At 57.9% G+C, this 22,000-nt stretch carries 21 protein-coding genes and 1 pseudogene; 11 read left to right on the top strand and 11 right to left on the bottom strand.

Annotated features, from left to right (window positions below):
* Positions 1 to 150: 150 nt before the first annotated feature.
* A complete protein-coding gene (locus JFT91_RS15160; RefSeq protein WP_201232895.1) occupies positions 151 to 579 on the bottom strand; it encodes a rhodanese-like domain-containing protein in 429 nt (142 codons plus the stop codon).
* A 100-nt stretch (positions 580 to 679) separates the two neighbouring features.
* Here JFT91_RS15160 and ftrA point away from each other — a divergent pair, with 100 nt between their 5' ends.
* The 5 genes from ftrA (at position 680) to JFT91_RS15185 (ending at position 3,637) form a co-directional block, all read left to right on the top strand.
* Entirely contained in the window at positions 680 to 1,654 is a 975-nt protein-coding gene (gene ftrA, locus JFT91_RS15165; protein WP_201232896.1) for a transcriptional regulator FtrA, read from the top strand.
* Positions 1,655 to 2,089: 435 nt separating this feature from the next.
* Positions 2,090 to 2,467, top strand: coding sequence for a DUF6124 family protein (locus JFT91_RS15170; RefSeq protein ID WP_201232897.1), 378 nt, complete (start codon positions 2,090 to 2,092; stop codon positions 2,465 to 2,467).
* 2 nt (positions 2,468 to 2,469) lie between these two features.
* Complete coding sequence (locus tag JFT91_RS15175; protein WP_201232898.1) at positions 2,470 to 2,739, top strand: hypothetical protein; 270 nt, start codon at positions 2,470 to 2,472, stop codon at positions 2,737 to 2,739.
* Between the two features lie 259 nt (positions 2,740 to 2,998).
* Positions 2,999 to 3,322 (top strand): type II toxin-antitoxin system RelE/ParE family toxin, encoded by a 324-nt coding sequence (locus JFT91_RS15180; RefSeq protein ID WP_201232899.1) that lies wholly within the window; start codon positions 2,999 to 3,001, stop codon positions 3,320 to 3,322.
* A 3-nt stretch (positions 3,323 to 3,325) separates the two neighbouring features.
* Positions 3,326 to 3,637, top strand: a complete 312-nt coding sequence (locus tag JFT91_RS15185; RefSeq protein WP_201204464.1) for a helix-turn-helix domain-containing protein — start codon at positions 3,326 to 3,328, stop codon at positions 3,635 to 3,637.
* 88 nt (positions 3,638 to 3,725) lie between these two features.
* On the opposite strand, the gene JFT91_RS15190 is transcribed toward JFT91_RS15185, so the two are convergent.
* The gene (locus JFT91_RS15190; RefSeq protein WP_064390593.1) at positions 3,726 to 4,064 is read right to left on the bottom strand and encodes an FKBP-type peptidyl-prolyl cis-trans isomerase; all 339 of its coding nucleotides are present in this window, start codon (positions 4,062 to 4,064) and stop codon (positions 3,726 to 3,728) included.
* Positions 4,065 to 4,226: 162 nt separating this feature from the next.
* Between JFT91_RS15190 and JFT91_RS15195 the strand changes: the two genes are divergently transcribed.
* Positions 4,227 to 5,303 (top strand): sensor domain-containing diguanylate cyclase, encoded by a 1,077-nt coding sequence (locus JFT91_RS15195; protein ID WP_201232900.1) that lies wholly within the window; start codon positions 4,227 to 4,229, stop codon positions 5,301 to 5,303.
* 85 nt (positions 5,304 to 5,388) lie between these two features.
* On the opposite strand, the gene JFT91_RS15200 is transcribed toward JFT91_RS15195, so the two are convergent.
* Both JFT91_RS15200 and JFT91_RS15205 read right to left on the bottom strand, forming a co-directional pair.
* Complete coding sequence (locus JFT91_RS15200; protein WP_201232901.1) at positions 5,389 to 7,356, bottom strand: DUF262 domain-containing protein; 1,968 nt, start codon at positions 7,354 to 7,356, stop codon at positions 5,389 to 5,391.
* Positions 7,357 to 7,612: 256 nt separating this feature from the next.
* Positions 7,613 to 7,917, bottom strand: a pseudogene (locus JFT91_RS15205) (RcnB family protein).
* 427 nt (positions 7,918 to 8,344) lie between these two features.
* On the opposite strand from JFT91_RS15205, the gene JFT91_RS15210 reads away from it, so the two are divergent.
* Positions 8,345 to 9,637 carry an MFS transporter gene (locus tag JFT91_RS15210; protein ID WP_201232902.1) on the top strand — a complete coding sequence of 431 codons (1,293 nt, stop codon included), beginning with the start codon at positions 8,345 to 8,347 and terminating at the stop codon, positions 9,635 to 9,637.
* Between the two features lie 12 nt (positions 9,638 to 9,649).
* Positions 9,650 to 10,417 carry a substrate-binding domain-containing protein gene (locus JFT91_RS15215; protein WP_201232903.1) on the top strand — a complete coding sequence of 256 codons (768 nt, stop codon included), beginning with the start codon at positions 9,650 to 9,652 and terminating at the stop codon, positions 10,415 to 10,417.
* Here JFT91_RS15215 and JFT91_RS15220 read toward each other — a convergent pair.
* Both JFT91_RS15220 and JFT91_RS15225 read right to left on the bottom strand, forming a co-directional pair.
* A complete protein-coding gene (locus JFT91_RS15220; RefSeq protein WP_201232904.1) occupies positions 10,407 to 11,321 on the bottom strand; it encodes a LysR family transcriptional regulator in 915 nt (304 codons plus the stop codon). The two genes, JFT91_RS15215 and JFT91_RS15220, sit on opposite strands and share 11 nt — an antisense overlap.
* A 124-nt stretch (positions 11,322 to 11,445) precedes the next feature.
* Positions 11,446 to 12,489 (bottom strand): tudor domain-containing protein, encoded by a 1,044-nt coding sequence (locus JFT91_RS15225; protein ID WP_201232905.1) that lies wholly within the window; start codon positions 12,487 to 12,489, stop codon positions 11,446 to 11,448.
* A gap of 243 nt (positions 12,490 to 12,732) precedes the next feature.
* Here JFT91_RS15225 and JFT91_RS15230 point away from each other — a divergent pair, with 243 nt between their 5' ends.
* Entirely contained in the window at positions 12,733 to 14,541 is a 1,809-nt protein-coding gene (locus tag JFT91_RS15230; protein ID WP_201226308.1) for a monovalent cation:proton antiporter-2 (CPA2) family protein, read from the top strand.
* A gap of 118 nt (positions 14,542 to 14,659) precedes the next feature.
* Here JFT91_RS15230 and hcnC read toward each other — a convergent pair whose 3' ends face one another.
* The 5 genes from hcnC to JFT91_RS15255 all read right to left on the bottom strand — a co-directional run bounded on the left by hcnC (position 14,660) and on the right by JFT91_RS15255 (position 19,569).
* Positions 14,660 to 15,919, bottom strand: coding sequence for a cyanide-forming glycine dehydrogenase subunit HcnC (gene hcnC / locus JFT91_RS15235; protein WP_201232906.1), 1,260 nt, complete (start codon positions 15,917 to 15,919; stop codon positions 14,660 to 14,662).
* The gene (gene hcnB / locus JFT91_RS15240) at positions 15,912 to 17,321 is read right to left on the bottom strand and encodes a cyanide-forming glycine dehydrogenase subunit HcnB (RefSeq protein WP_201232907.1); all 1,410 of its coding nucleotides are present in this window, start codon (positions 17,319 to 17,321) and stop codon (positions 15,912 to 15,914) included. Before hcnB ends, hcnC begins: the two co-directional genes overlap by 8 nt.
* Complete coding sequence (locus JFT91_RS15245) at positions 17,318 to 17,632, bottom strand: (2Fe-2S)-binding protein (protein ID WP_201226311.1); 315 nt, start codon at positions 17,630 to 17,632, stop codon at positions 17,318 to 17,320. The genes hcnB and JFT91_RS15245 overlap by 4 nt, the downstream gene beginning before the upstream one ends.
* 242 nt (positions 17,633 to 17,874) lie before the next feature.
* Entirely contained in the window at positions 17,875 to 18,414 is a 540-nt protein-coding gene (locus tag JFT91_RS15250) for a hypothetical protein (protein WP_201204481.1), read from the bottom strand.
* 225 nt (positions 18,415 to 18,639) lie between these two features.
* Positions 18,640 to 19,569 carry a hypothetical protein gene (locus JFT91_RS15255; RefSeq protein ID WP_201226312.1) on the bottom strand — a complete coding sequence of 310 codons (930 nt, stop codon included), beginning with the start codon at positions 19,567 to 19,569 and terminating at the stop codon, positions 18,640 to 18,642.
* Between the two features lie 298 nt (positions 19,570 to 19,867).
* Here JFT91_RS15255 and JFT91_RS15260 point away from each other — a divergent pair, with 298 nt between their 5' ends.
* Both JFT91_RS15260 and JFT91_RS15265 read left to right on the top strand, forming a co-directional pair.
* Positions 19,868 to 20,551 (top strand): response regulator transcription factor, encoded by a 684-nt coding sequence (locus JFT91_RS15260; protein WP_201148561.1) that lies wholly within the window; start codon positions 19,868 to 19,870, stop codon positions 20,549 to 20,551.
* Positions 20,529 to 21,923 (top strand): sensor histidine kinase, encoded by a 1,395-nt coding sequence (locus JFT91_RS15265; protein ID WP_201232908.1) that lies wholly within the window; start codon positions 20,529 to 20,531, stop codon positions 21,921 to 21,923. The genes JFT91_RS15260 and JFT91_RS15265 overlap by 23 nt, the downstream gene beginning before the upstream one ends.
* Positions 21,924 to 22,000 lie beyond the last annotated feature (77 nt).

Here is a 22,000-nt window from a genome sequence, read left to right on the forward strand (position 1 = left end):
AAGGCTGCGCCGTCGTGGTGCAAAGGCTGTAGGACAAGCCCTCAAACAGCACAGGAATCCCCTGTAGGACGCTGCCGAAGGCTGCGATCTTTTGATCCTGATTCTAAAAAAATCAAAAGATCGCAGCCTTCGGCAGCTCCTACACAGGCATTAGCATTCGCAGGCAATGGGGGTTTTGGCCGCTGTCGCCACGCTCAGTTGAAAGCCCTCATCCAGCCAACCGGTCACGCCGCCGATCATCTCTTTGACCGGGTAACCCTGCGCCGCCAGTTTCACCGCAGCCTTGTTCGCGCCGTTGCAGTGCGGCCCGGCGCAATAGACCACGAACAGCGTGGTTTTCGGGTAGCTGGTCAGTTGCTCTGCCGTCAGAGACCGCGTCGGGATATTAATCGCGCCCGGCACGTGGCCGCGTTCGAAAGCCAGCGGCCCGCGCACGTCGACCAGGACAAAATCGACCTCACCGGTTTCTTGGCTACTGAAGACGTCGGAACAATCGGTTTCGAAGGTCAGACGATTGCTGAAATGCATCAAGGCGATGGCCGAAGGCGCGGCAGGAATTTCGCGAACCAGGCTGGTCATGGGTGTTGCTCCTACGTCGGTTGGGTATGAACAGACTTTATCCAGCCACGGTGAATCGCTACAGTGGCGCACAAGACACTCACCGGGAATTTTCCGCCAAATGCCGACATCACCAGGTCTGGTCGCGATTCTGGCCTACGACGGCCTCTGCACATTCGAGTTCGGCATTGCCGTGGAGATCTTCGGCCTGGCGCGGCCCGAGTTCGATTTCCCGTGGTACGAGCACGCCATTGCCGCAGTCGACCCAGGCCCGATGCGCGCCCTGGGCGGGATTCAGGTGTTGGCCGATGGCGAGCTGGACCTGTTGGCCGAGGCCCGCACCATCATCATTCCCGGCTGGCGCGATCGAAATGCTGCAGCACCTGCTGCACTGATCGAAGCGTTACGGCAGGCCCACGCCCGAGGCGCGCGGCTGTTGTCGATCTGCTCAGGAGTCTTTGTGCTGGCCGCCAGTGGTTTGCTCGACGGGCATCGCGCCACGACGCACTGGCGCTACACCACAGAACTGGCGCAGCGTTTTCCGGCCATCGAAGTCGACCCCGATGTGCTTTACGTCGACGCGGGTCAGTTGATTACCTCAGCGGGCAGCGCCGCCGGGATTGATGCGTGCCTGCATCTGGTGGCGCGGGACTTCGGTACGCAAGTGGCCAACGCCGTGGCACGGCGTCTGGTGATGTCGCCACAACGCACCGGTGGTCAGGCGCAGTTCATTCCGACGCCGGTCAGCCCGACACCGCGCAACGATCTGTCACGGGTCATGCAATGGGCCCGCGAGCGCCTGCATGAACCATTGGAAGTGCGTGATCTGGCCAGTGAAGCGGCGATGAGCGAGCGCACCTTTTTGCGGCGCTTTACCGAGGCCAATGGCCAATCACCCAAGACGTGGCTGCAACATGAGCGACTGGCACGGGCGCGGGAGTTGCTGGAGAGCACGGCGCACACGACCGAGCAGATAGCTCAACGCTGTGGGTACCGCTCGGTGGAGAGCTTTCGGGTAGCGTTTCGCACAGTGGTCGGGGTGCCGCCGTCGGTTTATCGCGAGCGTTTTGGGCGTGAGGTGAAGGCTAATTCTTGAGTGAATTTTGAAGGCTCCATCGCGAGCAGGCTCGCTCCTACATTTTGGAATGCATTGCCCTGGGGGAGCGAGTCTGCTCGCGAAAAGGCCCGGAAAAACAACGCATCATTTCGACATCATCCACCGGGCTACAGCGCCTTGCGCCTTTGCCTACAACTACGCCAGAATCCGCCGGCTTGTGCGGCTTGGGGGTCGCCGGTAACTTGGTTCGCATCACTGAATGTTCAGTGATCGGGTTTAGTCGCTCGGTGTTTTTCCAAGTTCGCAAGCTGTCATTCAGTCAGGTATTTATACGCCTGCGCTAAATGGTAGCTGTGCGCAGGGCGCCTTCGGGTGCGCCGGTAATGCTTGGATACTGGTCGACTAACCTGCGTACAGCTGCCACCTATTGTTTAGTCGCAAGACCGTGTCAGCCTCATTGAGGTTATCCAAGTCATGTTCAAAGTAACGCCAAATCCGCCAGAAGCGGATGCCATACCCGAATCCGATCCAACATCCCCTTACTCCACGCTAGACCCGACAAAACTGAACGACGCCGCCGAACGCGCCCTCGATCACTACCTCAAACCCCACGCCCCACCGCAGCGAACACCCAGCACCATGTTCCTGGTCGCCCCGAACATGGACACCGAATCCCTCCTCGCTCACGCCTGCGAATCCATGGCCTCGGCCAGCATCATGCTCAGCGACTTCGCCGGCCTGCTCGAAACGCCCTACCGCAACACCCTGCTTGGCATTCAGCAAGTGGTGATGCTCGGCGAACTCGCCGTCAACCGCGCGCTCGACAAACTCGACCCCGACCTTAGGCAATGACCATGACCCAAAAAACAGATGCACAAGTCGTCGCGGCGTTGGTAGCCATGGGCTTCAACGAACGCGACAGACGCTGGGCGCAGAACACCTGCCTGGTGCTCTTCGAAAGCGAACGAGAAACCATCGTCGCCTCCGCCGTCACCGTCCTCGCCCAACTCGATGAACTGGAAATCGACGCCGTCCTGCCGGCGCTGCGCCGAGTGAGCCGCCGATTCCCCTCACTGCAAAGGACGGTGGCCGACACCTTGGCCGAGATGGCGCACGCAGCCTGATTGACCGCGTGATAGTCCTTCGCGAGCAGGCCCGCTCCCACACTGGACCTGCAGAACCACCGCAATCACTGTAGGAGTGAGCCTGCTCGCGAAGCTTTCTTTCTGCCGACGAATATCTGAATGTTGAATCCCTGCTTGCTTTATATCTGTTCTGATATAACCTGTTTTCAAAGTCCTTTCCGCCATTCCTTGCAACACAACACCGCTCCACGATTTCATCCGGGCGATTACGCTTTTCCTATCAACAAAGGAGAAGTCAATGCCAAGACACAAGGATGTGGTGTTTGTCGGGAATGCGCTTAAAGACCTGAAAGAGCTCCCGCTTGATGCCCGAAGGGCTGCGGGTTTTCAGTTGGATCTTTTGCAACAGGGTGAAGAACCTTTTGATTGGCATCCCATGAAAACCAGAGGCCGTGGCGTCAACGAAATCAGGATCACTGAGGATTCAGGAGCGTTTTGGGTGTTTTATGTGGTCAATCGGCCTGAAGCCATTTATGTGCTGCACGCCATGCACAAGACCACACGAAAAACTGAAACGCGAGATATCGAACTGGCTCGCGCCAGATACCAGGAAATAGGTTAGGCCATGAAGGATCATCAAGACCCATCCCTGCGTTTTACAAGCGTCTGGGATGCACTGGAAGACACGCCGCAGGACGCAGCCAATATGCGTCTGCGGGCCAAACTGATGCGTACGCTTTGCGAGACCATTCGCGCTTGGGAGCTTCCACAAAAGGAGGCAGCCAAGCGTCTGGGCATTACTCAGCCACGCCTCAATGATGTACTCAACGGGAAAATCGACAAGTTCTCGCTCGATGCCTTGGTCAATATTTCGGCAGCAGCAAAGTTGGAAGTAGACATCTGCTTTCCGTCCGGGCCACCGTTGCAGTGGGCCTGAAAGAAAGCTCACCCGCCGCCAACACGTAGTTCAATCAAACGATGAGGGGCATTGCCCCTCTCACAGCCAAAGCAGTTTCCCACCCACCTCAATCCTCCCGCGTCAAAACCTCCAGCAACTCAATCTCGAACAGCAGATTCGAATTCGGCGGAATCTTGCCCATCGTCCGCTCGCCATACCCCAAGTGCGCCGGCACCAGCAACTTACGTTTGCCGCCCACCTGCATGCCCATCAGCCCCTGATCCCAGCCCTTGATCACGCGGCCCGTGCCGATCACGCACTGAAAAGGTTTGCCACGGCTGTAGGACGAATCGAACTCGCTGCCGTCTTCCAGCCAGCCGGTATATTGCGTGGTGATCAGTGCGCCTTTGACCGCGGCTTTGCCCTCGCCCACCTGAAGATCGATTACCTGCAGTTCATCATTCATGTCATTCACTCTATTGTTCAGCAGGCCGCCGTTTTCCCAGAAATGGCGGTTATTGGCAACCAGTACACGAAGATCGCCCTGTATCCGAACCGAGTGACGAAGCATTAACATAGCCAACCGCCATTACTCATCGGATAGATCCGCCATGCTGGCAGCACGCTAATGACTCAGCTCTGGATCGGTCTAGCCCTTGGGATTGTCTTGCTGGCCGTGATTGTCGTGCTGAGCTGGCGCGAGCGCAATTTGCGCCGGCAACTCGCCGAATACCGTGAACTGCTGAGCCGCGCCGCTGAAGGCCGCAACATTCATCAGGACGGCGACGCCGAGCGCTTCAAGCGCAGCCAATACTTCGCGCGCATCGGCACCTGGGATTGGGAAGTCGACACCGATCGGCTGTATTGGTCGGACGCGATCTACGGCATGTTTGGGTTCAAGATCGGTGAGATCACGCCGTCCTACGCTCTGTTCTGCTCCTGCGTACACCCGGATGACCGCGTGCGGGTGCGCGACGGTGAACTGCGCTGCCTGAAAACCGGCGAAAACCACGACGAGGAATACCGCGTGGTCTGGCCCGACGGTACGATTCGCTGGCTGCGCGAGACCGGCAATGTGGTGCGCAATGACCACGACACGGTCATCAAAATGATGGGCGTGGTGCGCGACATCACCGAAGAAAAAGCCTCGGCCAGTTACCTCCAGCACCTCGCCCACTTCGATCCATTGACCGGATTGCCCAATCGTCTGGTACTGGAAGAACGCTTGTCCGAAGCACTGGATCAGGCCCGGCAGACCAACACGCGAGTGGCGCTGGTGTTCGTCGACCTGAACGGCTTCAAAAACATCAACGACCACTACGGCCATGCCGCCGGCGACCGCGTGCTGATCACCACCGCTACACGCCTCAAACGCATCCTGCGCGCCACCGACACCGTCGCACGGATTGGCGGTGACGAATTCGTGGTCATCCTGCAAGGCTTGGCACCGGGCATCGACTTGCAGGACGAAGCCCGCAGCATCTGTCAGAAGATTTTCATCGAGCTGTCGCCGCCGATCAGCATCGGCAACGACCAGCGCCATATCGGCAGCAGCCTTGGCGTCGCGGTGTTTCCCGACCACGCACCGACCATGGACCGCCTGCTGCACATTGCCGATCTGGCGATGTATGAGGCGAAACGCAGTGGCAACAATCAGTATCGGTTGGGCGGTGGGCAGGTTCTGAGTCACATTCGGGTCGAGTAGGTGAATAATTCGAGGCGCTACCTAAATAGCGCCAAGTTAAAATTCGCCTGACAATCTAACGTTTCAAATAAACGCCGATAAAGTCTCAGAGTTTATAATCCGACATCATCGCTTCGACAAGAACATCAGTCCTGGCATCGATGTGCTCATCATTCCAACTGGCGGTACCTGAGAGACATGAAATCTTTCTTCCGACCTTGAACTTCAAGTCATTCAGCAATAAGCCGTTTTTATATCCTATAGCAGCCTTATCACCCGCAAGCGTGACCACAGTCTTCTTCTGCTTCTCAACCAATTCAGCATTGGACAAATTTGAATTATAAGCAGACAGTGTCAAATTACCTATTTGATCGGCAAATTGTTCCTGAATTTCAAGCGCTTTCTCAACGTCGCCACCTGCCAACATCTCAATCCAGCCCGACTTCAATGTACCTTGAGGAAGAACATGTTCAATTGTCCAGACATATCGCCCTTTGTCGTCTCTGCGCCACAAATCAATCTGGCGCTCTTTTGTTTCGCGCCCCATCACATAATTGCACAACAAGTAACGAGCAACGACCGGATTATAATAATAGATATGAGTACTCAAGGCTTCTTCAAAATCCCCATCGTCCGCAGGCGCATCGCTACCCTTCGCCTTGAGCAAAGTGCCGCGAACCAACTCATAAGAAAAGCCCCCACTCTTCTTAATGGTCTTTTCACAAACACTCACAAGATCGATAAACAAACCATCTAAACGGTTAGTGGCAGGGGTGCCGGTCAGATTTCGGCGCACAAAGTATCGTGAAAGAAAATCGATTGACTTATTTACGTCAGCAGACGCACAACACCCATTCTCTTCTCTATCCAACATATAAAGCAAAAACTGATGACTTGGCTTGGCATCCAGGCGCGATAAATTCAACAGTTTCGAGCGACGCAATGGGGCAATATCTGCACGTTCCGGCTGCGTAATAGCAGTATAAAAACTGGCACGCCGGGCTAGAGCATCCAACAAATCGCCTGCATCCTTTTTTATCAAATACTCAAAAATGGAAATCAACGAGGTCTTGGTTGCTCGTTTAAAATTAGGGACGCTCCGCCCCGCCTCCACTTGAAATGCATTATAAAAGTGCCGCAGATAGCTTTCATGAAGACCTGCATCTGGTCCCAGACTTTCGGTCATGGCGGACCAAGTTTCGAAAGCCTCGTCAATAGCACCAGTGCTATTTCTTTCCAGCGTGGCCAACATTGCGTTCTTGATAATATCCAGAGCGGATAATGGTACACCTCGATTGTTAATCGCCTCAAAAAGTCTGAAGGCATCAGAATGACTGTCGACCTTGATGTGAATAAAAATCAGTGCATTTACTCGTTGGGCCAACAGTTTAAGCGCCGTCACATCGCTGGGTAACTCTTCAGAAAAATAACGAATGCATTTAGCTATACGACGATTACCCCAGTTCCTCGGCGCCTCGTGTTCAACAAGCGCTAACAACCTGTAATGACTCAGAGCATTAATATAATCAACACGATTTAAATCCTGACTCGACGGCAGTATCCGGCAATAATAATCGGTGCGATTTTTTCGACCAATATAAAAATCACCCAGCAAAGTATTCCTGCTTGAATGAACCGGCATCTTTTCATCTTTTTGATATCTGCGCTCTCGTACCACCTTACGACGAACATCATCCATCAATGCTTTTAAATCAGCAATATCGTCCTCATCCAGACTGGACTGCTCTTTCAAATCAACCTCAGCCGAAAGCACTTCATTGAGCTTTGACCAAATAGCAATCAACAAGCAGGAAATAGTGGTAATTCGCTGTTGACCATCGATCAGTTCATAAACCCGAGGTTCGCCCGGCGCACCAGAACTGGCATCTACGCAAATAACTGACCCCATATAGTGGCCTTCCTTGTCATTTGCATCATCATTCACATCATCCACCAACTGTTGCCAGTCGCGGGCGGACCATGAATAAGGTCGCTGATACTTCGGAACCCGATAGCTTTCCTGCGTACCCTCGATCGTAAGAAGTTTACTTAATGGCTGTTTTGACGGTTCCATTCGACGATTCGCTAAGCTGATAATATTTTAGTTATCCCGGCATATTCTTGCCGAATCCCTGCATGCTTTTTCACAAAGCGGATTCTAATTAAAATCATCAGCAAGTGTCAAAGAGCCATCACTGAATAGTGATCAGAAACCAATATCTTCTCAGCTAGCAACTTTTACCAAAACCTCTATGGGAGGAGCCAAGTGTTATGTCTTACGCCCTAACCATTCCTTCGATTCAACGAAAATGGTTAGAGCGCTACATTGTCTAACGCTCTACCGGTTTGATTTCCATAATCGTCCCGTTGGTGATCATCACCATGACGTATTGGTCATTGATCTGCACCCACTGCGCCTGATCGACCGGTTTTTTCAGGCCTTTGGCTTTCCAGTCGAGGGCTTTTTCGCTGCGTTGATAAATATCCGGGGCGCGGTCGTTGACCTTCAATTCGCGGTCGCTGACCGGGGATTGTACGGTAGGTTGCTTGAGGTTTGCGCCGCTTGAACAAGTGGGCTGATCCCGGCAATGCCGGCAACGAGGGCCAGGCTGGCGATTAGGGTTTTGCTGTTCATCGGTGAACCTCCATTGATGTGTGATACCTGAACTCCGACTGCGCGGCTCGGGAATCATTCCTTGTTTTTTTGTGCCGGTTGGCTGGGGGATTGTAGTCGTCTGCCGGGCCGCCATCGCTGGCAAGCCAGCGCCCACAAGATTTTCATGTGAGCGCAAATTTCACCCACACCACAAAACCTGTAGGAGCCGAGCTTGCTCGCGAAGGCGTCGACACATCCAACATATTGATCGTCTGAGACAACGCTTTCGCGAGCAAGCTCAGCGCCTACAAAAAGCAAGCGTCGGGCGCATTGATCCGCTTTGCGCATCAATCCATGCCAACAATGCAATTAACATATTGTTACACCTGCGCCACCATCCGCCCCAATAACATCCGTGCGCTGACTCTCCGTGGCGCACGTCATAAAAGCGGTGGAGTACTTTGCTATGACAGCCTCAATCCCAAACGGCGGCTCGCGGGCCGGCGCCATTTTCCGGGTGACCTCGGGCAACTTCCTCGAACAGTTCGACTTCTTTCTGTTCGGTTTCTACGCCACGCAGATCGCGTCGGTGTTCTTCCCGGCGAGCAGTGAATTCGCCTCCCTGATGATGACCTTCGCGGTGTTCGGCGCGGGCTTTCTGATGCGTCCTCTGGGGGCCATCGTGCTCGGCGCGTACATCGATGACGTCGGCCGCCGTAAAGGTTTGATCGTCACTCTGTCGATCATGGCCAGCGGCACGATATTGATCGTGCTGGTGCCCGGATACGAAAGCATCGGTCTGTTGGCACCGGCATTGGTACTGATCGGACGCCTGTTGCAAGGCTTCTCCGCCGGTGCCGAATTGGGCGGGGTTTCGGTGTACTTGTCCGAGATCGCCACCCCGGGCCGCAAAGGTTTCTTCACCGCTTGGCAGTCGGCCAGTCAGCAAGTGGCGATCATTGTCGCCGCCGCATTGGGCTTCGCGCTGAACGCTTGGATGGCGCCGGACGTGATTGCTGATTGGGGCTGGCGGATTCCGTTTTTCGTTGGCTGCATGATCGTGCCGTTCATCTTTCTGCTGCGCCGCAATCTGGCAGAAACCGAAGAGTTCGCCGCGCGCAAACACCGTCCGAGCATGGGCGAAGTGTTCCGCACCCTTGGCCAGAACTGGGTTGTGGTACTCGGCGGGATGTTGATGGTCGCCCTGACCACCACCGCGTTTTACCTGATCACCGTGTATGCGCCGACCTTCGGCAAAACCGTGTTGCACCTGAGCACCTCGGACGCGTTGCTGGTGACGTTGCTGGTGGGGGTATCGAACTTCTTCTGGCTGCCGATTGGCGGCATGTTGTCGGATCGCATCGGCCGTCGTCCGGTGCTGATTGCGATGTCGCTGTTAGCACTGGCCACCACTTATCCGGCGCTGTCGTACCTGGTGCAGGCGCCGAGCTTCAGCCACATGCTGATGTCGCTGCTGTGGTTGTCGTTCATCTACGGCATGTACAACGGCGCGATGATTCCGGCGCTGACCGAAATCATGCCAGTGGAAGTGCGCGTCGCCGGTTTCTCCCTCGCTTACAGCCTGGCGACAGCCATTTTCGGCGGCTTCACTCCGGCGATGTCGACCTTCCTGATTCAATACACCGGCGACAAAGCGGCGCCGGGTTACTGGATGAGCATCGGTGCGTTGTGTGCACTGTGCGCGACGCTGTACCTCTATCGCCGCGCGGGCGGCCGCCTGCAACCGGTCGCCGCATAAGGAACAATGACCATGAAAAAACTCTTCAACCTCACCGCCATCGCGCTCTTCGCTTTCAGCACCCTGGCGCACGCAGAACAACTGAACGTGATGACCTCCGGCGGCTTCACCGCCGCCTATAAAATCCTCGGCCCGAAGTTCGCCACCGCCACCGGCAACACCCTCGACACCCAACTTGGCCCGTCGATGGGCAAGGCACCCGAGGCGATCCCCAATCGCCTCGCGCGCGGTGAGCACGCCGACGTGGTGATCATGGTCGGCTACGCCCTCGATGACTTGATCAAGCAAGGCAAGGTCGACCCGGCGTCCCGCGTGGAACTGGCGGATTCGCGGATCGGCATGGTGGTGCGCGAAGGCGCGTCAAAACCGGATATCAGCAGCGTCGACGGCCTGAAGAAAACCCTGCTTGATGCACAGTCGGTGGCCTATTCCGACAGCGCCAGCGGCGTGTACATCGAGCAGCAGTTATTCAAGAAGCTGGGCATCGAAGAGCAACTGAAACCGAAAGCCAAAATGATCGCAAAAATCCCGGTGGGCTCGGTGGTTGCCACTGGCGATTATCAACTGGGCTTTCAGCAGGTCAGCGAATTGCTGCCAGTGCCGGGCGTGAGTTTCGTCGCGAAGATTCCGGAATCGGTGCAGTCGGTCACGCGTTTTGCTGCCGGCGTCCCGGTGGGCGCGCAGCATCCACAGGAAGCCAAAGCGTTGCTCACCTACCTCGCCGCGCCAGCCGCCCAGGCGGATGTCCAGGCCACCGGGTTGGACTCGGTCAAGCGTTGATCGTCGGCGGCTGGACTTTCATCGCCACCACCAGCCGCTCCAGCTCCAATGCCGCCGGGGTCAACGTGCGATCCCGGCGCTTGATAATGCCGACACTGCGCATCACTTGCGGGTCGGTCAGCGGCACCCGCGTCAGGATCGGATGATCCGGCCCGGGCATCGCCATCAACGGTACCGCCGCCACGCCCAAACCCGCCTCGACCAGACCAATCATGGTCGTCACATGCTTGGTTTCGCAGATGCTCTGGCGCTGCGGCACCACCGTGCTCAGGGCTTGATCGAGCAAAAAGCGATTGCCCGACGTCTTGTCCAGCGAGATGTAATCCTGCTGATAAAACTCGTCCCACGTCACGCTGCTGCGCCCGGCCAATGGGTGATCGCGGCGGCACGCGACGACGTAGCACTCCTGCACAAGCGGTTCGAAGTCGACTTTGGCATCCTGCGTACCGAGGAAACTCAAACCGAAATCCGCCTCGCCGTTGACCACCGCGCTGAGCACGTCATGGGCGCTGGAGTCGAGAACTTTGACCTTGATGCGCGGGAATTGCTGGTGATAGCGGGCAACCACGCGCGGCATGAAGTAGTACGCCGCCGAGGGCACGCAGGCGACGGTGACATGGCCCAGACGGGTCGAAGCGACTTCGCTGATGCCGAGCAAGGCCACGTCGAGATCATCGAGCAAACGCTCGACACTGGGCATGAAGCCGCGCCCCGCCTGGGTCAGGCTGACCTTGCGCGTGGTGCGCTCGAACAGTTTTACGCCGAGGGCGTCTTCGAGCTTCTCGATGCGCCGGCTCAGCGCCGGTTGTGACAGGCGCACGGTGTCGGCGGCCTTGCGGAAACTGCCCTGCTCGACCACAGCGCGAAAGGCTTGCAGGTCGTTGAGGTCGAAGTTGATGGCCATGGTCGGTCTCGAAATGATTGATTCGCTGTCGCTATCAATGTAACCAATTGATGCGATATTTTACAGCCGCCGACCAGTAAAAACCCGCCACAAGGGCGGGTTCGGGTAATGCCGCGTCACACCATCAGCGCCGACGGAAACAGGCCTTGTCACTCCATCCACTCACCGCCAGACAGTTGGGCTCGACCTGCAATTGCAGATCCTCAAACATCGCCGCCAACTCTCCGGGACCACGATCAGGCTGCCACTGCACCTTGAGTAAACGCGTGTCAGCGCCAACGTCAAACCACTGCACGTCCTCGGTCGCCCCATGCGTGCGCAAGCCCAGTTTCTGCAAAGGACTGGCGCCGGTATAGGGCAGCTTCAACCGGGCCTGAGTTGAGTCGGTCCAGACCTGCTGCTGAGTTGACCCATCGGCAAACTGCCAATACACGTCGACCGGTTTGATCGGCGGCGCGGGTACCGGGTCGTAATGGAACAGCTCGATCAAGTAGTGATTCTGAATTCGGCCTTGCTCATCCTCGGGTAAAAACCGTTGTGCATCGGCCAGTTTATCTTCCTGCGGCTTGTCGATGACGATGGGCTGAAGCTTGGGCTTTTTCCAGTTGAAGCTGAACAGACGCGTGTCGGGCGAGACCTGCAGCCACTGCTCGGGCGCAGTGTTTTTGGCGGTGCTGAAGCCGATCTTGCGGATGGTTTTCTGTGAATCGTAAGGCAGCCAGAGTCTGGCCGGGATGCCGGATTCCAACGGCAAAGGACCGCTGTCGCCATGGTCGAACTGCACGTAGACAAAACCCGGTTGGATCTTTGGCGCCTCACGCAAACGCGCATAGCGCATCTCTAACAGATAGTGGTTGCGCCATAGGCCAGCGCGCTCATCCGGATAGTGCCTGGTGTTTTCTTCCAGTTGCGCCAGGCTGATTTCCCCGGGCTCTTCGAAGGCCAGCGCCTCGGCGGGTTGCGCACTGGCCTGGCTTTCCAGCGTGACGACGTCGTCCTCGACGTACCACTTGCCGTTGGCCATGCCGCTGGCGGAACCGTATTCCATCCCGGCCTTGAACGTCCCGTCTGCCTGCAGCAGCAATTCGGCGCCCATTTCCATGACGCCGGACAGGTAGTAATGCCCGGGCAAATTCGAGGATTCGGCGTGAGCATCAATTGCGGTCATACATACAAGCCCGGCACACAGCAGGGTTCTAAAATCCATTCTGGAGAAGCTCCTTGTAACGTCACGGGGTATCGAGATGATACTGACGCTTCGGCTGCGCCTGGCGTCGGGGCCCGCACGATACCACCTGACGTACGCCGCATGATCAGTGAAACCGGTTCTGCGGCGGGATCTTCGGTGGATCTGGAAACGATGCAGCCTTTATCCTTGTCGCCCCCGCCGTACGCTGTCAGGAGTAAACCCATGCCCCATGAAGGCAATCTGTTGCAAGCCGCTGTCGTGTTTCTGTTCGCGGCGGTGCTCACCGTGCCTTTGGCCAAACGTCTGCAATTGGGCGCGGTGCTCGGTTATCTGTTTGCCGGGGTGATCATCGGCCCTTCCGTGCTGGGCCTGATCGGCAACCCGCAAAGCGTGGCGCATATTTCCGAATTGGGCGTGGTGCTGCTGCTGTTCATCATTGGCCTTGAGCTGTCGCCGCGACGGTTATGGGTGATGCGCAAATCGGTGTTCGGCGTCGGCCTGGCGCAGGTGTTGCTGACGGCTTCGGTGATTGGTGTGCTGGCTCTGTCGGTGTTTGGCCAACCACTGAACAGTGCGATTGTGCTGGGCCTCGGTCTGGCACTCTCCTCCACGGCGTTCGGCCTGCAAAGTCTGGCCGAGCGCAAAGAGTTGACCAGCCCCCACGGGCGTCTGGCGTTCGCGATCCTGCTGTTTCAGGACATCGCCGCGATCCCGTTGATTGCACTGGTGCCGATGCTCGCTGGCGGCGCACAAAACACCAGCAGTGCCGAGAGTCTGAATCACGCGTTGCAAGTGCTCGGCGGTATCGCTGTGGTGGTGGTTGGCGGGCGCTATCTGTTGCGTCCGGTATTCCGCGTGGTGGCGAAAACCGGCCTGCCGGAAGTCTCTACGGCCACCGCGTTGCTGGTAGTGATCGGCACAGCGTGGCTGATGGATCTGGTCGGTGTGTCGATGGCTCTGGGGGCGTTTCTCGCCGGGCTGCTGCTGGCGGATTCGGAGTATCGGCATGAGCTGGAAGCGCAGATCGAACCGTTCAAGGGCCTGTTGCTCGGGCTGTTTTTCATCAGCGTCGGCATGGGCGCCAACCTCAGTCTGCTGCTTAACGCGCCGATCACGGTGCTCGGGCTGACGCTGCTGCTGATTGGTCTGAAGCTGCCGCTGCTGTTTGTGGTCGGGCGTCTGGCCGGCGGGTTGAACAAGATCAGCGCCATTCGCCTCGGCATCGTCCTCGCCGCGGGTGGTGAATTCGCTTTTGTGGTGTTCAAGATAGGCCGCGATCAGGGTCTGTTCGAGCCGCGCCTGTACGACTTGCTAGTGCTGACCATCACCCTGTCGATGGCGCTGACGCCGTTGCTGCTGTTGCTCTGCGCGCGCTTGGTGAGCCCGAAGGTACAGCCGGTGGAAGTGCCGGAAAAATTCCGCGAGATCGATACCGACACGCCGCGCGTGGTGATCGCTGGCATGGGCCGGATGGGGCAGATCGTGGCGCGGATTCTGCGCGCGCAGAACATCAAATTCGTCGCACTGGACACCTCGGTCGAAACCATCGAACTGTCGCGCAGCTTTGGCGGCGTGCCGGTGTTCTACGGTGACCCGATGCGCCCGGAAATCCTCCATGCGGCCAAGGTCGGCGAAGCGGAATACTTCGTGATTGCCACGGACGATCCGGAGACCAACATCAAGACCGCCGAGGTGGTGCGCAAGCTCTACCCACACATGAAAATCATCGCCCGGGCGCGTAACCGTCAGCACGTTCACCGCTTGGTGGATGTCGGCGCGGAAGCGATTCGCGAGACGTATTACTCAAGCCTGGAAATGAGCCGGCGCACATTGGTGGGCTTGGGGCTGACCCAAGCTCAGGCCGATGCCCGCATCAAGCGCTTCAAACACCATGACGAACAGGTGCTGGAGGCGCAACACGCGATCTACGACGACGCGGCAAAAGTCCTGCAAACCGCCCAGGAAGCCCGGGCGGAGCTGGCGCGGTTGTTCGAGTCCGATCAGCTCGAAGAAGAATCCCGCAGAACCTGAGCCACACACAAAACTCCATGTGGGAGCGAGCCTGCTCGCGAAAGCGGTGTGTCAGTCAACACATTCAGGACTGACAAATTGCCATCGCGAGCAGGCTCGCTCCCACAGGGGATCTGAGTCAAGCAGGCTCTAGCGTGCGCTCTGGTTTGACCGGGGCCACTTCGAAGCGGTCCGCCAGGAACGGGGTGATGTCCAGCGGCAGCGGCTCGTCGTTGACCAGTTTGTCCAGCAGTACGCCGGTGATCGCCGAGGTCAGGATGCCGGTGCGGAAGTGCCCGCAGGCATTCAGATAACCCTCCACGCCACGCATCGGCCCGAGAATTGGCAATTCATCCGGTGAGCCCGGACGCAGCCCCGCCCAGGTTCGCTTCAGATTGACGTCCTTGAGCTCCGGCAGACAACGCACGGCGCCCTGCACCAGCCCGGCGATTTCCGGGTAAGTGGTGGTGACGTCGAAGCCTTTGTCCTCGGTGGTACTGCCGATCAGGATCTCACCGTTGTCCTTTTGCGCGACGTAGCAATCACTGGTGGTCAGGCAGCCATTGAGGATTTTCGGCATGCGCTCGGTCAGCAGAATCTGGCCTTTCACCGGTTTCACCGGGATACGAATGCCGGTCGCCCATTCGCTCAGATCCGCCGCCCAGGCGCCGCCCGCGTTGATCAGCGTTTTGCAGTGGAACACGCCCTCCTCGGCGGTCTGCACGCCAGTCACGCGCGTACCGTGATGCAACACGCCGGTGACGTTGGTGTTGACGTAGATATCGACACCGTTCTGTCGCGCGCCCTCCATGTAGGCATCGGCGAGACGGAACGGGCTGACCTGATGGTCGCAGAGGAATTCCAGTGCACCGCGCGCTTCATGGCTGACGCTCGGTTCGGCCACGCGCAGCTCAGCTTGATCGAGCCAGCGCACCTGATCGGCCAGATGCGGAATGCACCCGACGATGTGCTCGGCGTAGAGGCGGTCTTCATCATCGTAGATGACGAATTTCAGCCCGGTCTTTTCGAACTTGAAATCCATGCCGTGATTGTCTTTCAGCTCGCGGTGCAGCGCGGGATACAAGGCGTTGGATTGCAGGGCGAAATCGAAGAACGACTCCGGCAGAATGTGCGGCGTGCTCGCGTCCACCGCCACCGCCGCGCCCTGGGTTTCGCGCTTGCGGTTGGCCGACATCATGCGGAAGAAAATCACCCCGCAACCGAGGCCGACCGACTCGCCGATCGCCCACAAGCCACCGGCCGACGCACGGGTTGCGTTGCCCGGACGTTTCGCATCGATGACCGCGACCTTGAGGCCCTTGCGCTTGGACAGTTGATAGGCACAAGAAGCACCGATCACGCCGCCACCCGCGATGATCACATCGTAGAACTTACTCATGGGCAGCGGCCTCCGTGCCGGCATTGTGGAACGCGGAAAAAGGAATCGGATCAATCGGGAAGCGCGGACGCAGCCAGCCAACATCCTTGCGCCCCGTGGCCTGGCGTAAACGGTCGCTGCAGTAGCCGACGCACATCCGTCCCTGGCAATCGCCCATGCTCACGCGGGTACGCATTTTCAGGCTGGCGATGTCTTGCACACCCTGCTCCAGCGCCCGATCGATGTCGGCGCGGGTCGCGTGTTCGCAACGGCAGATCACCGTGTCGGCGGCGGGCAATGCTGTCTGGCCAACGCCGCGTTCGGTGTAGCGATCGACGGCGGCGCGGAAGCGCACGATGGCTTTGAGTTTGCTCAGGTAACGGTCGCGGCGCACGCGAGCCAATTCTTCTTCAAGCACACCGCGTTGCAGCAGGATCGACGTCGCAGCAATCTTGCCCGCGAGCATCGCCGCTTCACCGCCGCGAATCCCGCCCATGTCACCGGCCAGATGCACGTGAGGTTCGTTGCTTTGCTGCCAGATGTTCGAGTTGGCGCGCAGGTAACCGTCGTCACTGAAACCGTGATCCAGGCCCATCTGCTGACTGAGTTGAGTGCGCGGAATAAAGCCATAACCGACCGCCAGGGTCTTCGCTTCGAAGCGCTCGACGCGAGACAGGTCCGGCTCCCACGTCGCCGAGTACGGCGCGACGCTGACGCTTTTCAACTCGCCCTCGCCGTGCGCTTCGACCACGCCCCAACCGTAGTTCATCGGGATGCCGTGCAATTTCAGGTAGGCGAGCATGCTCAAGCCATCGAGAAACAGCTGCGGCTTGTTCAGCAGCGCCAGGCTCTCGCGGGCGATCTTGCCGAACGCACAGGCCTCATAGACGCCGGCCACGCTGACGCCAGAGGCGTGCAACTGCGTCGCCACCAGCGGCAGCAGCGGCCCGGTGCCGGCAATGATTACCGGCCCTTGCGGCTTGACCACGCCACTCTTGATTTGCAGTTGCAGGCCGCCAAGCATGATCACCCCCGGCAGCGTCCAGCCGGGAAACGGCACGCTGCGCTCATGGCAACCGGCGGCTAACAGCAATTGCGGATAGTCAATCTCGTGCAATTGCTCATCACCATCGAGCACCACCAACGCACGGGTGCCTTCAGCGCCGATCACACGGTGGTTGAGGCGGACATCGATCAGCCCGGATTGCTCCTGAAAATCACCGTGCAGTTTGCTCAATGCTTCGGAATAACGCGGGCCCAGATAATCCAGTTGCACGCCATCACGCAGCGGCCCGCGATAGACCACACCGCCAAGACGCGAAGCTTCTTCAAGCAAGGTGCAACGCACGCCATGGCGCGCCAGTTCGATAGCCGCGGCCATCCCCGCCGGGCCACCGCCGACGATTACCGGTTGCAGGTTCATACGACCTCCTGCGCGGTGATGCGGTTGACCCGGGTTTCAATCTGCATGCCATCGCGCACCACCGTCTGGCAGGCACGACGTTTGTGCCGACCATTGATTTTGACCAGGCAGCACTGGCACACGCCCATGCCGCAATAGGCGCCGCTGATCTGGTCATGATCGTTGCGCGCGATCTGGCGTACGCCGAGGGATTGAATAACGCTGAGGACGGTTTCGCCGATGGCGGCAGTGACCGCCTGGCCGTTGATGTGGACAGTCATATCCGCCTGCGCCAAAGGCTGGATATCGAAGGATCTTTCTAGGCAGTGCATTGCGGTGTTCATCCGTGAAAAGGTTCAGGGGAGTGTTGCGTCAGCTCCTTGCTGCACTACACCTTGCGGCCCGGATAATTCTTCGATCGGGCGGGCTCGCGGGGTACTCCGTCAGCGCAAACAAGGTGCGCGGGAAGCACTGTAGCTCATACCTCAGCAAAGGCCTGGTTCATTTACGTTAGGCGATATCGCCAATCGAAACATTGATCCAGGCCAGTGAAAACAGTCGGATTGTTCAACGATCAGTTGGAGAAGACGAACTGCCCTTTGAGCTTCTTCGCACCGATGAATCCCAGATCGGGGAACAACAACGATTTGACCCAGGCAGCGTAAAACACCACAGCGAAGGTGATGCCAACGGCGATCACGGTGGACAGCGGATCCTCTTCATAGCCCTTGAACATGCGCGAAACCTGACTGATGTTCAGGAGAATGAAGACGGTATAAGCCGCCGCGACGTTCTTGTAGAAATACCAGGCAAACAACAGCGGTACACCGCCAGCGATCAGCATCATGGTCAGTGCCAGGCCGGCGCTGACCTCGAAAAACAGAAAGAACCCGGACACTGCGCCGATAAATGCCTGAATACAGATCAGCACGATCAACAGCGTGACCTTGAGTGAATGCTTTTGTCTGAGCGCCGGATCGGGGCGACCTGCTATCCACGCCGCCAACACGCGATCCTTGACCTTGCCGCCCGACAGCGCTTTGAACGTCTCGGTTTTCGAACGCCCGGCCTCGAGCATTTCCACCAATTGTCGTTTGATTTCCTTCTTGTCCAACGCGTTCATCCTTAAAGAGAGGTAAAGCGGCCAATCCACTTCCGACGGCAATTCTCGCCGCTGTCCCCGCAGAAAGCAAAAAGCCGCTTTCACCCGAAGGTGAAAGCGGCCGAGGCAAACGCCTCAATAGAGCAATCAGTGCACGAACAGGGCGATCAGGATGATGATCGGGATCGGTACGCCGAGGAAAAACAATAGGAGTGAGCGCATGGTGAATCTCCTTATTTAACGGACCGGAGTGGTCGTGGTGTAAGTGTCGACTTCAACGTACTCGACCGCGTCCCGACGACGACCACCGAAGGTCGCGGCGAAGCTGGCAAAGAACGCGCCGGCCAGCAGCGCAACGAACATCCACAGCGAGGTCAAGGCAGCGACTTTGGCGGCGGTGTCGGCGGCTTGTTGAGCTTTCAACTTGGCGTCGGCGATGGCTTTCTGAGTGCGGGCGTAGATCTCGTCGACACGACGTTCAGCGTCGGCTTGAGTCAGGTTGGTACGCTGGGCGACCAGTTGGGCGAGATAGGTACGGTCTTCGGCACTGAGCTGACCGTTAGCCAGACTCTGGGCGAAGATGCGGGTGACCGCGCCATGGGCAGCGTCATCGCTGACGGCAGCAGGACGGTCATCGCGGAACAGGCTATCGACGAAATAACCGTATTGGTTGCTGTCAGTGTTCGCTGCTGCAGTACCGGCCGCTTGGGTCATGGCGCTGGCAGCACCGCCAGCCACACTGGCACCGGCTTGCACACCACCACTGATCACGCTGCTGACCGAACCGACCACGAGGATCGCGGTCACCAACGTGGCTACGCACCAGGCGAGGAAGCCGTGTGCGGTATCACGGAAATACACTTCATCACCGTGCATGTTCGCCCACTTCACCCGCAGGCGACCGGCGATGTAGCCACCCATGCCGGAAGCGATGATTTGCGTCGCCGCCAGCCAGACTATCGTTGATATACCCAGGCCCTTGGCACTGATGCCCTCCCCGGCCCACGGTGAAACGGCAGAGAAACCCAAACCGAAACCGAGCAGCACCAAAATCATCGACAGGGCAGCGGCAGCCGCGGCACCTGCGAAAATTGCGCCCCAGGACACACCTGACACGCTGCTCGACTCTTCGAAGGCAGGATACAACCCATCAGAGGATCTATTCATTGTTGTTCTGCTCCAGGCATGAAAAATGGTGTTACAACTCGACATCAGAGGAATTGCAGCGACCGTGCCAGTTGCCAGAATTTAATAAACCTATGTTTATCAATAACTTAGAAAAGATGAACTTCCTAAGACCATGCAAATTGCAACAAAGGGTCGATTTCAGCGGGTTTTCTGCACTGGAAAATAAATCCGCCGATTTGCGTTTTTGACAGCTACAACATGAAAGTTAATTTAAAGCGTCACGGAAATTTCTTGGCAAAATGCTGCCATTCCGTTTGAACCGATCAAGGCCTGCCCTATGACTCGTATATTGACCATCGAAGACGACGCCGTAACCGCTCGGGAAATCGTCGCCGAACTCAGCAGCCACGGTCTGGACGTCGACTGGGTCGACAATGGCCGTGAAGGCCTCGACCGCGCCGTGAGCGGCAATTACGACTTGATTACCCTCGACCGCATGCTGCCGGAACTCGATGGCCTGGCCATCGTCACCACGCTGCGCACCATGGGCGTGGCCACGCCGATTCTGATGATCAGCGCCCTTTCCGATGTCGATGAGCGTGTGCGCGGCTTGCGCGCCGGTGGTGATGATTACCTGACCAAGCCGTTCGCTACCGATGAAATGGCGGCGCGGGTTGAAGTGTTGCTGCGCCGGCAGAACAGCGTCGCGACGCAAGCGACAACCTTGCAGGTGGCCGATCTGCAACTGGATTTGATCAGCCACGAAGCGCGCCGCGCCGAGCAGGTGCTGACGCTGTTGCCGACCGAATACAAATTGCTCGAATTTCTGATGCGCAACAGCGGCCAGATTCTCTCGCGGATGATGATTTTCGAAGAAGTCTGGGGTTATCACTTCGACCCGGGCACCAACCTCATCGACGTGCACATCGGCCGTCTGCGCAAGAAAATCGACGCGGTGGGCAACGTGCCGCTGATCCGCACGGTACGGGGCTCAGGTTATGTCATTGCCGAACCCGTCTGACGGTTGGCGCTCTTCCAGCAGCCGTTTGCTGGCGCTGTACAGTTCGTTGTTCGTGGCCTGGAGCGCGATCCTCATGGGGGTCATGTATTACGAGGTTTCCGGCTACCTCGACAATCTTGCCAAGCATTCGCTGATGCAACGTCAGCATCTGTTTTCACACTTTCGCGGTGAGCAACTGGAAGAGGCGCTCGCCGCGAGCATGACCTTCGACATTCGTGGCATCGACGCTTATGGCCTGTTCGATGCGCAAGGCACTTACCTCGGCGGCGCGCTACAGCAGATCCCCGAAGGCCTGCCGCTGGACGGCAAGATCCACATGCTCGCCGACTGCGCCGACTCCGATGATCCGACCCTGCCCAATGACAGCTGCGATGCCGTCGCCACGCAAACCCGCGACGGTCGTTGGCTGGTATTGCTGCGCGACAACGGTTCGTTGTTCGCGGTAACGCGGATCATTTTGCACGCGTTGTTCTGGGGCGTGTCGCTGACGATTCTGCCGGGGATTGCCGGTTGGCATTTGTTGCGCCGGCGACCGTTGCGGCGGATCCGGGCGATTCAGGCCAGTGCGCAGTCGATTGTGGCCGGCGACCTGACTCACCGTTTACCGCTGTCCAATCGCCGTGACGAGCTGGACATGCTCGCGGCCATCGTCAACGCCATGCTTGAGCGCATCGAGCGTTTGATGAATGAAGTCAAAGGCGTGTGCGACAACATCGCCCATGATTTGCGCACACCGCTGACCCGCTTGCGCGCGCAGTTGTATCGCATGCAGCAACAGGCCGGTGAAGGCTCCCAGGAGGCGGCGCAACTGGATCTGGTGCTGGCCGAAGCGGACACGCTGATGGCGCGGTTTCGCGGGCTGTTGCGGATATCCGAATTGGAAGATCGGCAGCGTCGCTCAGGGTTTGTCGAGCTGAATCCGGTGTCGTTGCTGGAAGAATTGCACGAGTTTTATTTGCCGCTGGCTGAGGAAGGTGAGCTGCGTTTCGAGCTGAACATGCCGGAGACGTTGCCGCCGTTGAACGGTGATCGGGCATTGCTGTTTGAGGCACTGGCGAACCTGTTGAGCAACTCGATCAAATTCACCCCTCCGGGCGGTACGGTGATGTTGCGTGGCGTGAATGCCGGTGGCCAGACGCGGATTGAAGTGCACGATTCAGGGCCGGGCATCCCGGAGGCTGAGCGTGAGGCGGTGTTCCAGCGTTTCTATCGCGCCGAAGGTGGGCAACCGCAGGGTGGTTTTGGTTTGGGCCTGTCGATTGTGGCCGCGATTGTCAGCTTGCATGGCTTCAGCCTCGAAGTCGGCAGCAGCGATTTGGGTGGGGCGAAACTGGTGCTCGATTGTCAGCAGCGTTTGATCTCTAACACCTGATCCCTAACTTGGAATACAACCCCTGTAGGAGTGAGCCTGCTCGCGATAGCGGTGTATCAGTCAACGACAATATCGAC

Source organism: Pseudomonas sp. TH08 (genome assembly GCF_016651275.1).
Lineage (GTDB): Bacteria > Pseudomonadota > Gammaproteobacteria > Pseudomonadales > Pseudomonadaceae > Aquipseudomonas.

What these genes read in the sequence shown, in the direction of transcription:
- JFT91_RS15160 (WP_201232895.1), bottom strand. Translation starts at nt 579, where the DNA reads ATGACCAGCCTGGTTCGCGAAATTCCTGCCGCGCCTTCGGCCATCGCC.
- ftrA (WP_201232896.1), top strand. Translation starts at nt 680, where the DNA reads ATGCCGACATCACCAGGTCTGGTCGCGATTCTGGCCTACGACGGCCTC.
- JFT91_RS15170 (WP_201232897.1), top strand. Translation starts at nt 2,090, where the DNA reads ATGTTCAAAGTAACGCCAAATCCGCCAGAAGCGGATGCCATACCCGAA.
- JFT91_RS15175 (WP_201232898.1), top strand. Translation starts at nt 2,470, where the DNA reads ATGACCCAAAAAACAGATGCACAAGTCGTCGCGGCGTTGGTAGCCATG.
- JFT91_RS15180 (WP_201232899.1), top strand. Translation starts at nt 2,999, where the DNA reads ATGCCAAGACACAAGGATGTGGTGTTTGTCGGGAATGCGCTTAAAGAC.
- JFT91_RS15185 (WP_201204464.1), top strand. Translation starts at nt 3,326, where the DNA reads ATGAAGGATCATCAAGACCCATCCCTGCGTTTTACAAGCGTCTGGGAT.
- JFT91_RS15190 (WP_064390593.1), bottom strand. Translation starts at nt 4,064, where the DNA reads ATGAATGATGAACTGCAGGTAATCGATCTTCAGGTGGGCGAGGGCAAA.
- JFT91_RS15195 (WP_201232900.1), top strand. Translation starts at nt 4,227, where the DNA reads ATGACTCAGCTCTGGATCGGTCTAGCCCTTGGGATTGTCTTGCTGGCC.
- JFT91_RS15200 (WP_201232901.1), bottom strand. Translation starts at nt 7,356, where the DNA reads ATGGAACCGTCAAAACAGCCATTAAGTAAACTTCTTACGATCGAGGGT.
- JFT91_RS15210 (WP_201232902.1), top strand. Translation starts at nt 8,345, where the DNA reads ATGACAGCCTCAATCCCAAACGGCGGCTCGCGGGCCGGCGCCATTTTC.
- JFT91_RS15215 (WP_201232903.1), top strand. Translation starts at nt 9,650, where the DNA reads ATGAAAAAACTCTTCAACCTCACCGCCATCGCGCTCTTCGCTTTCAGC.
- JFT91_RS15220 (WP_201232904.1), bottom strand. Translation starts at nt 11,321, where the DNA reads ATGGCCATCAACTTCGACCTCAACGACCTGCAAGCCTTTCGCGCTGTG.
- JFT91_RS15225 (WP_201232905.1), bottom strand. Translation starts at nt 12,489, where the DNA reads ATGACCGCAATTGATGCTCACGCCGAATCCTCGAATTTGCCCGGGCAT.
- JFT91_RS15230 (WP_201226308.1), top strand. Translation starts at nt 12,733, where the DNA reads ATGCCCCATGAAGGCAATCTGTTGCAAGCCGCTGTCGTGTTTCTGTTC.
- hcnC (WP_201232906.1), bottom strand. Translation starts at nt 15,919, where the DNA reads ATGAGTAAGTTCTACGATGTGATCATCGCGGGTGGCGGCGTGATCGGT.
- hcnB (WP_201232907.1), bottom strand. Translation starts at nt 17,321, where the DNA reads ATGAACCTGCAACCGGTAATCGTCGGCGGTGGCCCGGCGGGGATGGCC.
- JFT91_RS15245 (WP_201226311.1), bottom strand. Translation starts at nt 17,632, where the DNA reads ATGCACTGCCTAGAAAGATCCTTCGATATCCAGCCTTTGGCGCAGGCG.
- JFT91_RS15255 (WP_201226312.1), bottom strand. Translation starts at nt 19,569, where the DNA reads ATGAATAGATCCTCTGATGGGTTGTATCCTGCCTTCGAAGAGTCGAGC.
- JFT91_RS15260 (WP_201148561.1), top strand. Translation starts at nt 19,868, where the DNA reads ATGACTCGTATATTGACCATCGAAGACGACGCCGTAACCGCTCGGGAA.
- JFT91_RS15265 (WP_201232908.1), top strand. Translation starts at nt 20,529, where the DNA reads ATGTCATTGCCGAACCCGTCTGACGGTTGGCGCTCTTCCAGCAGCCGT.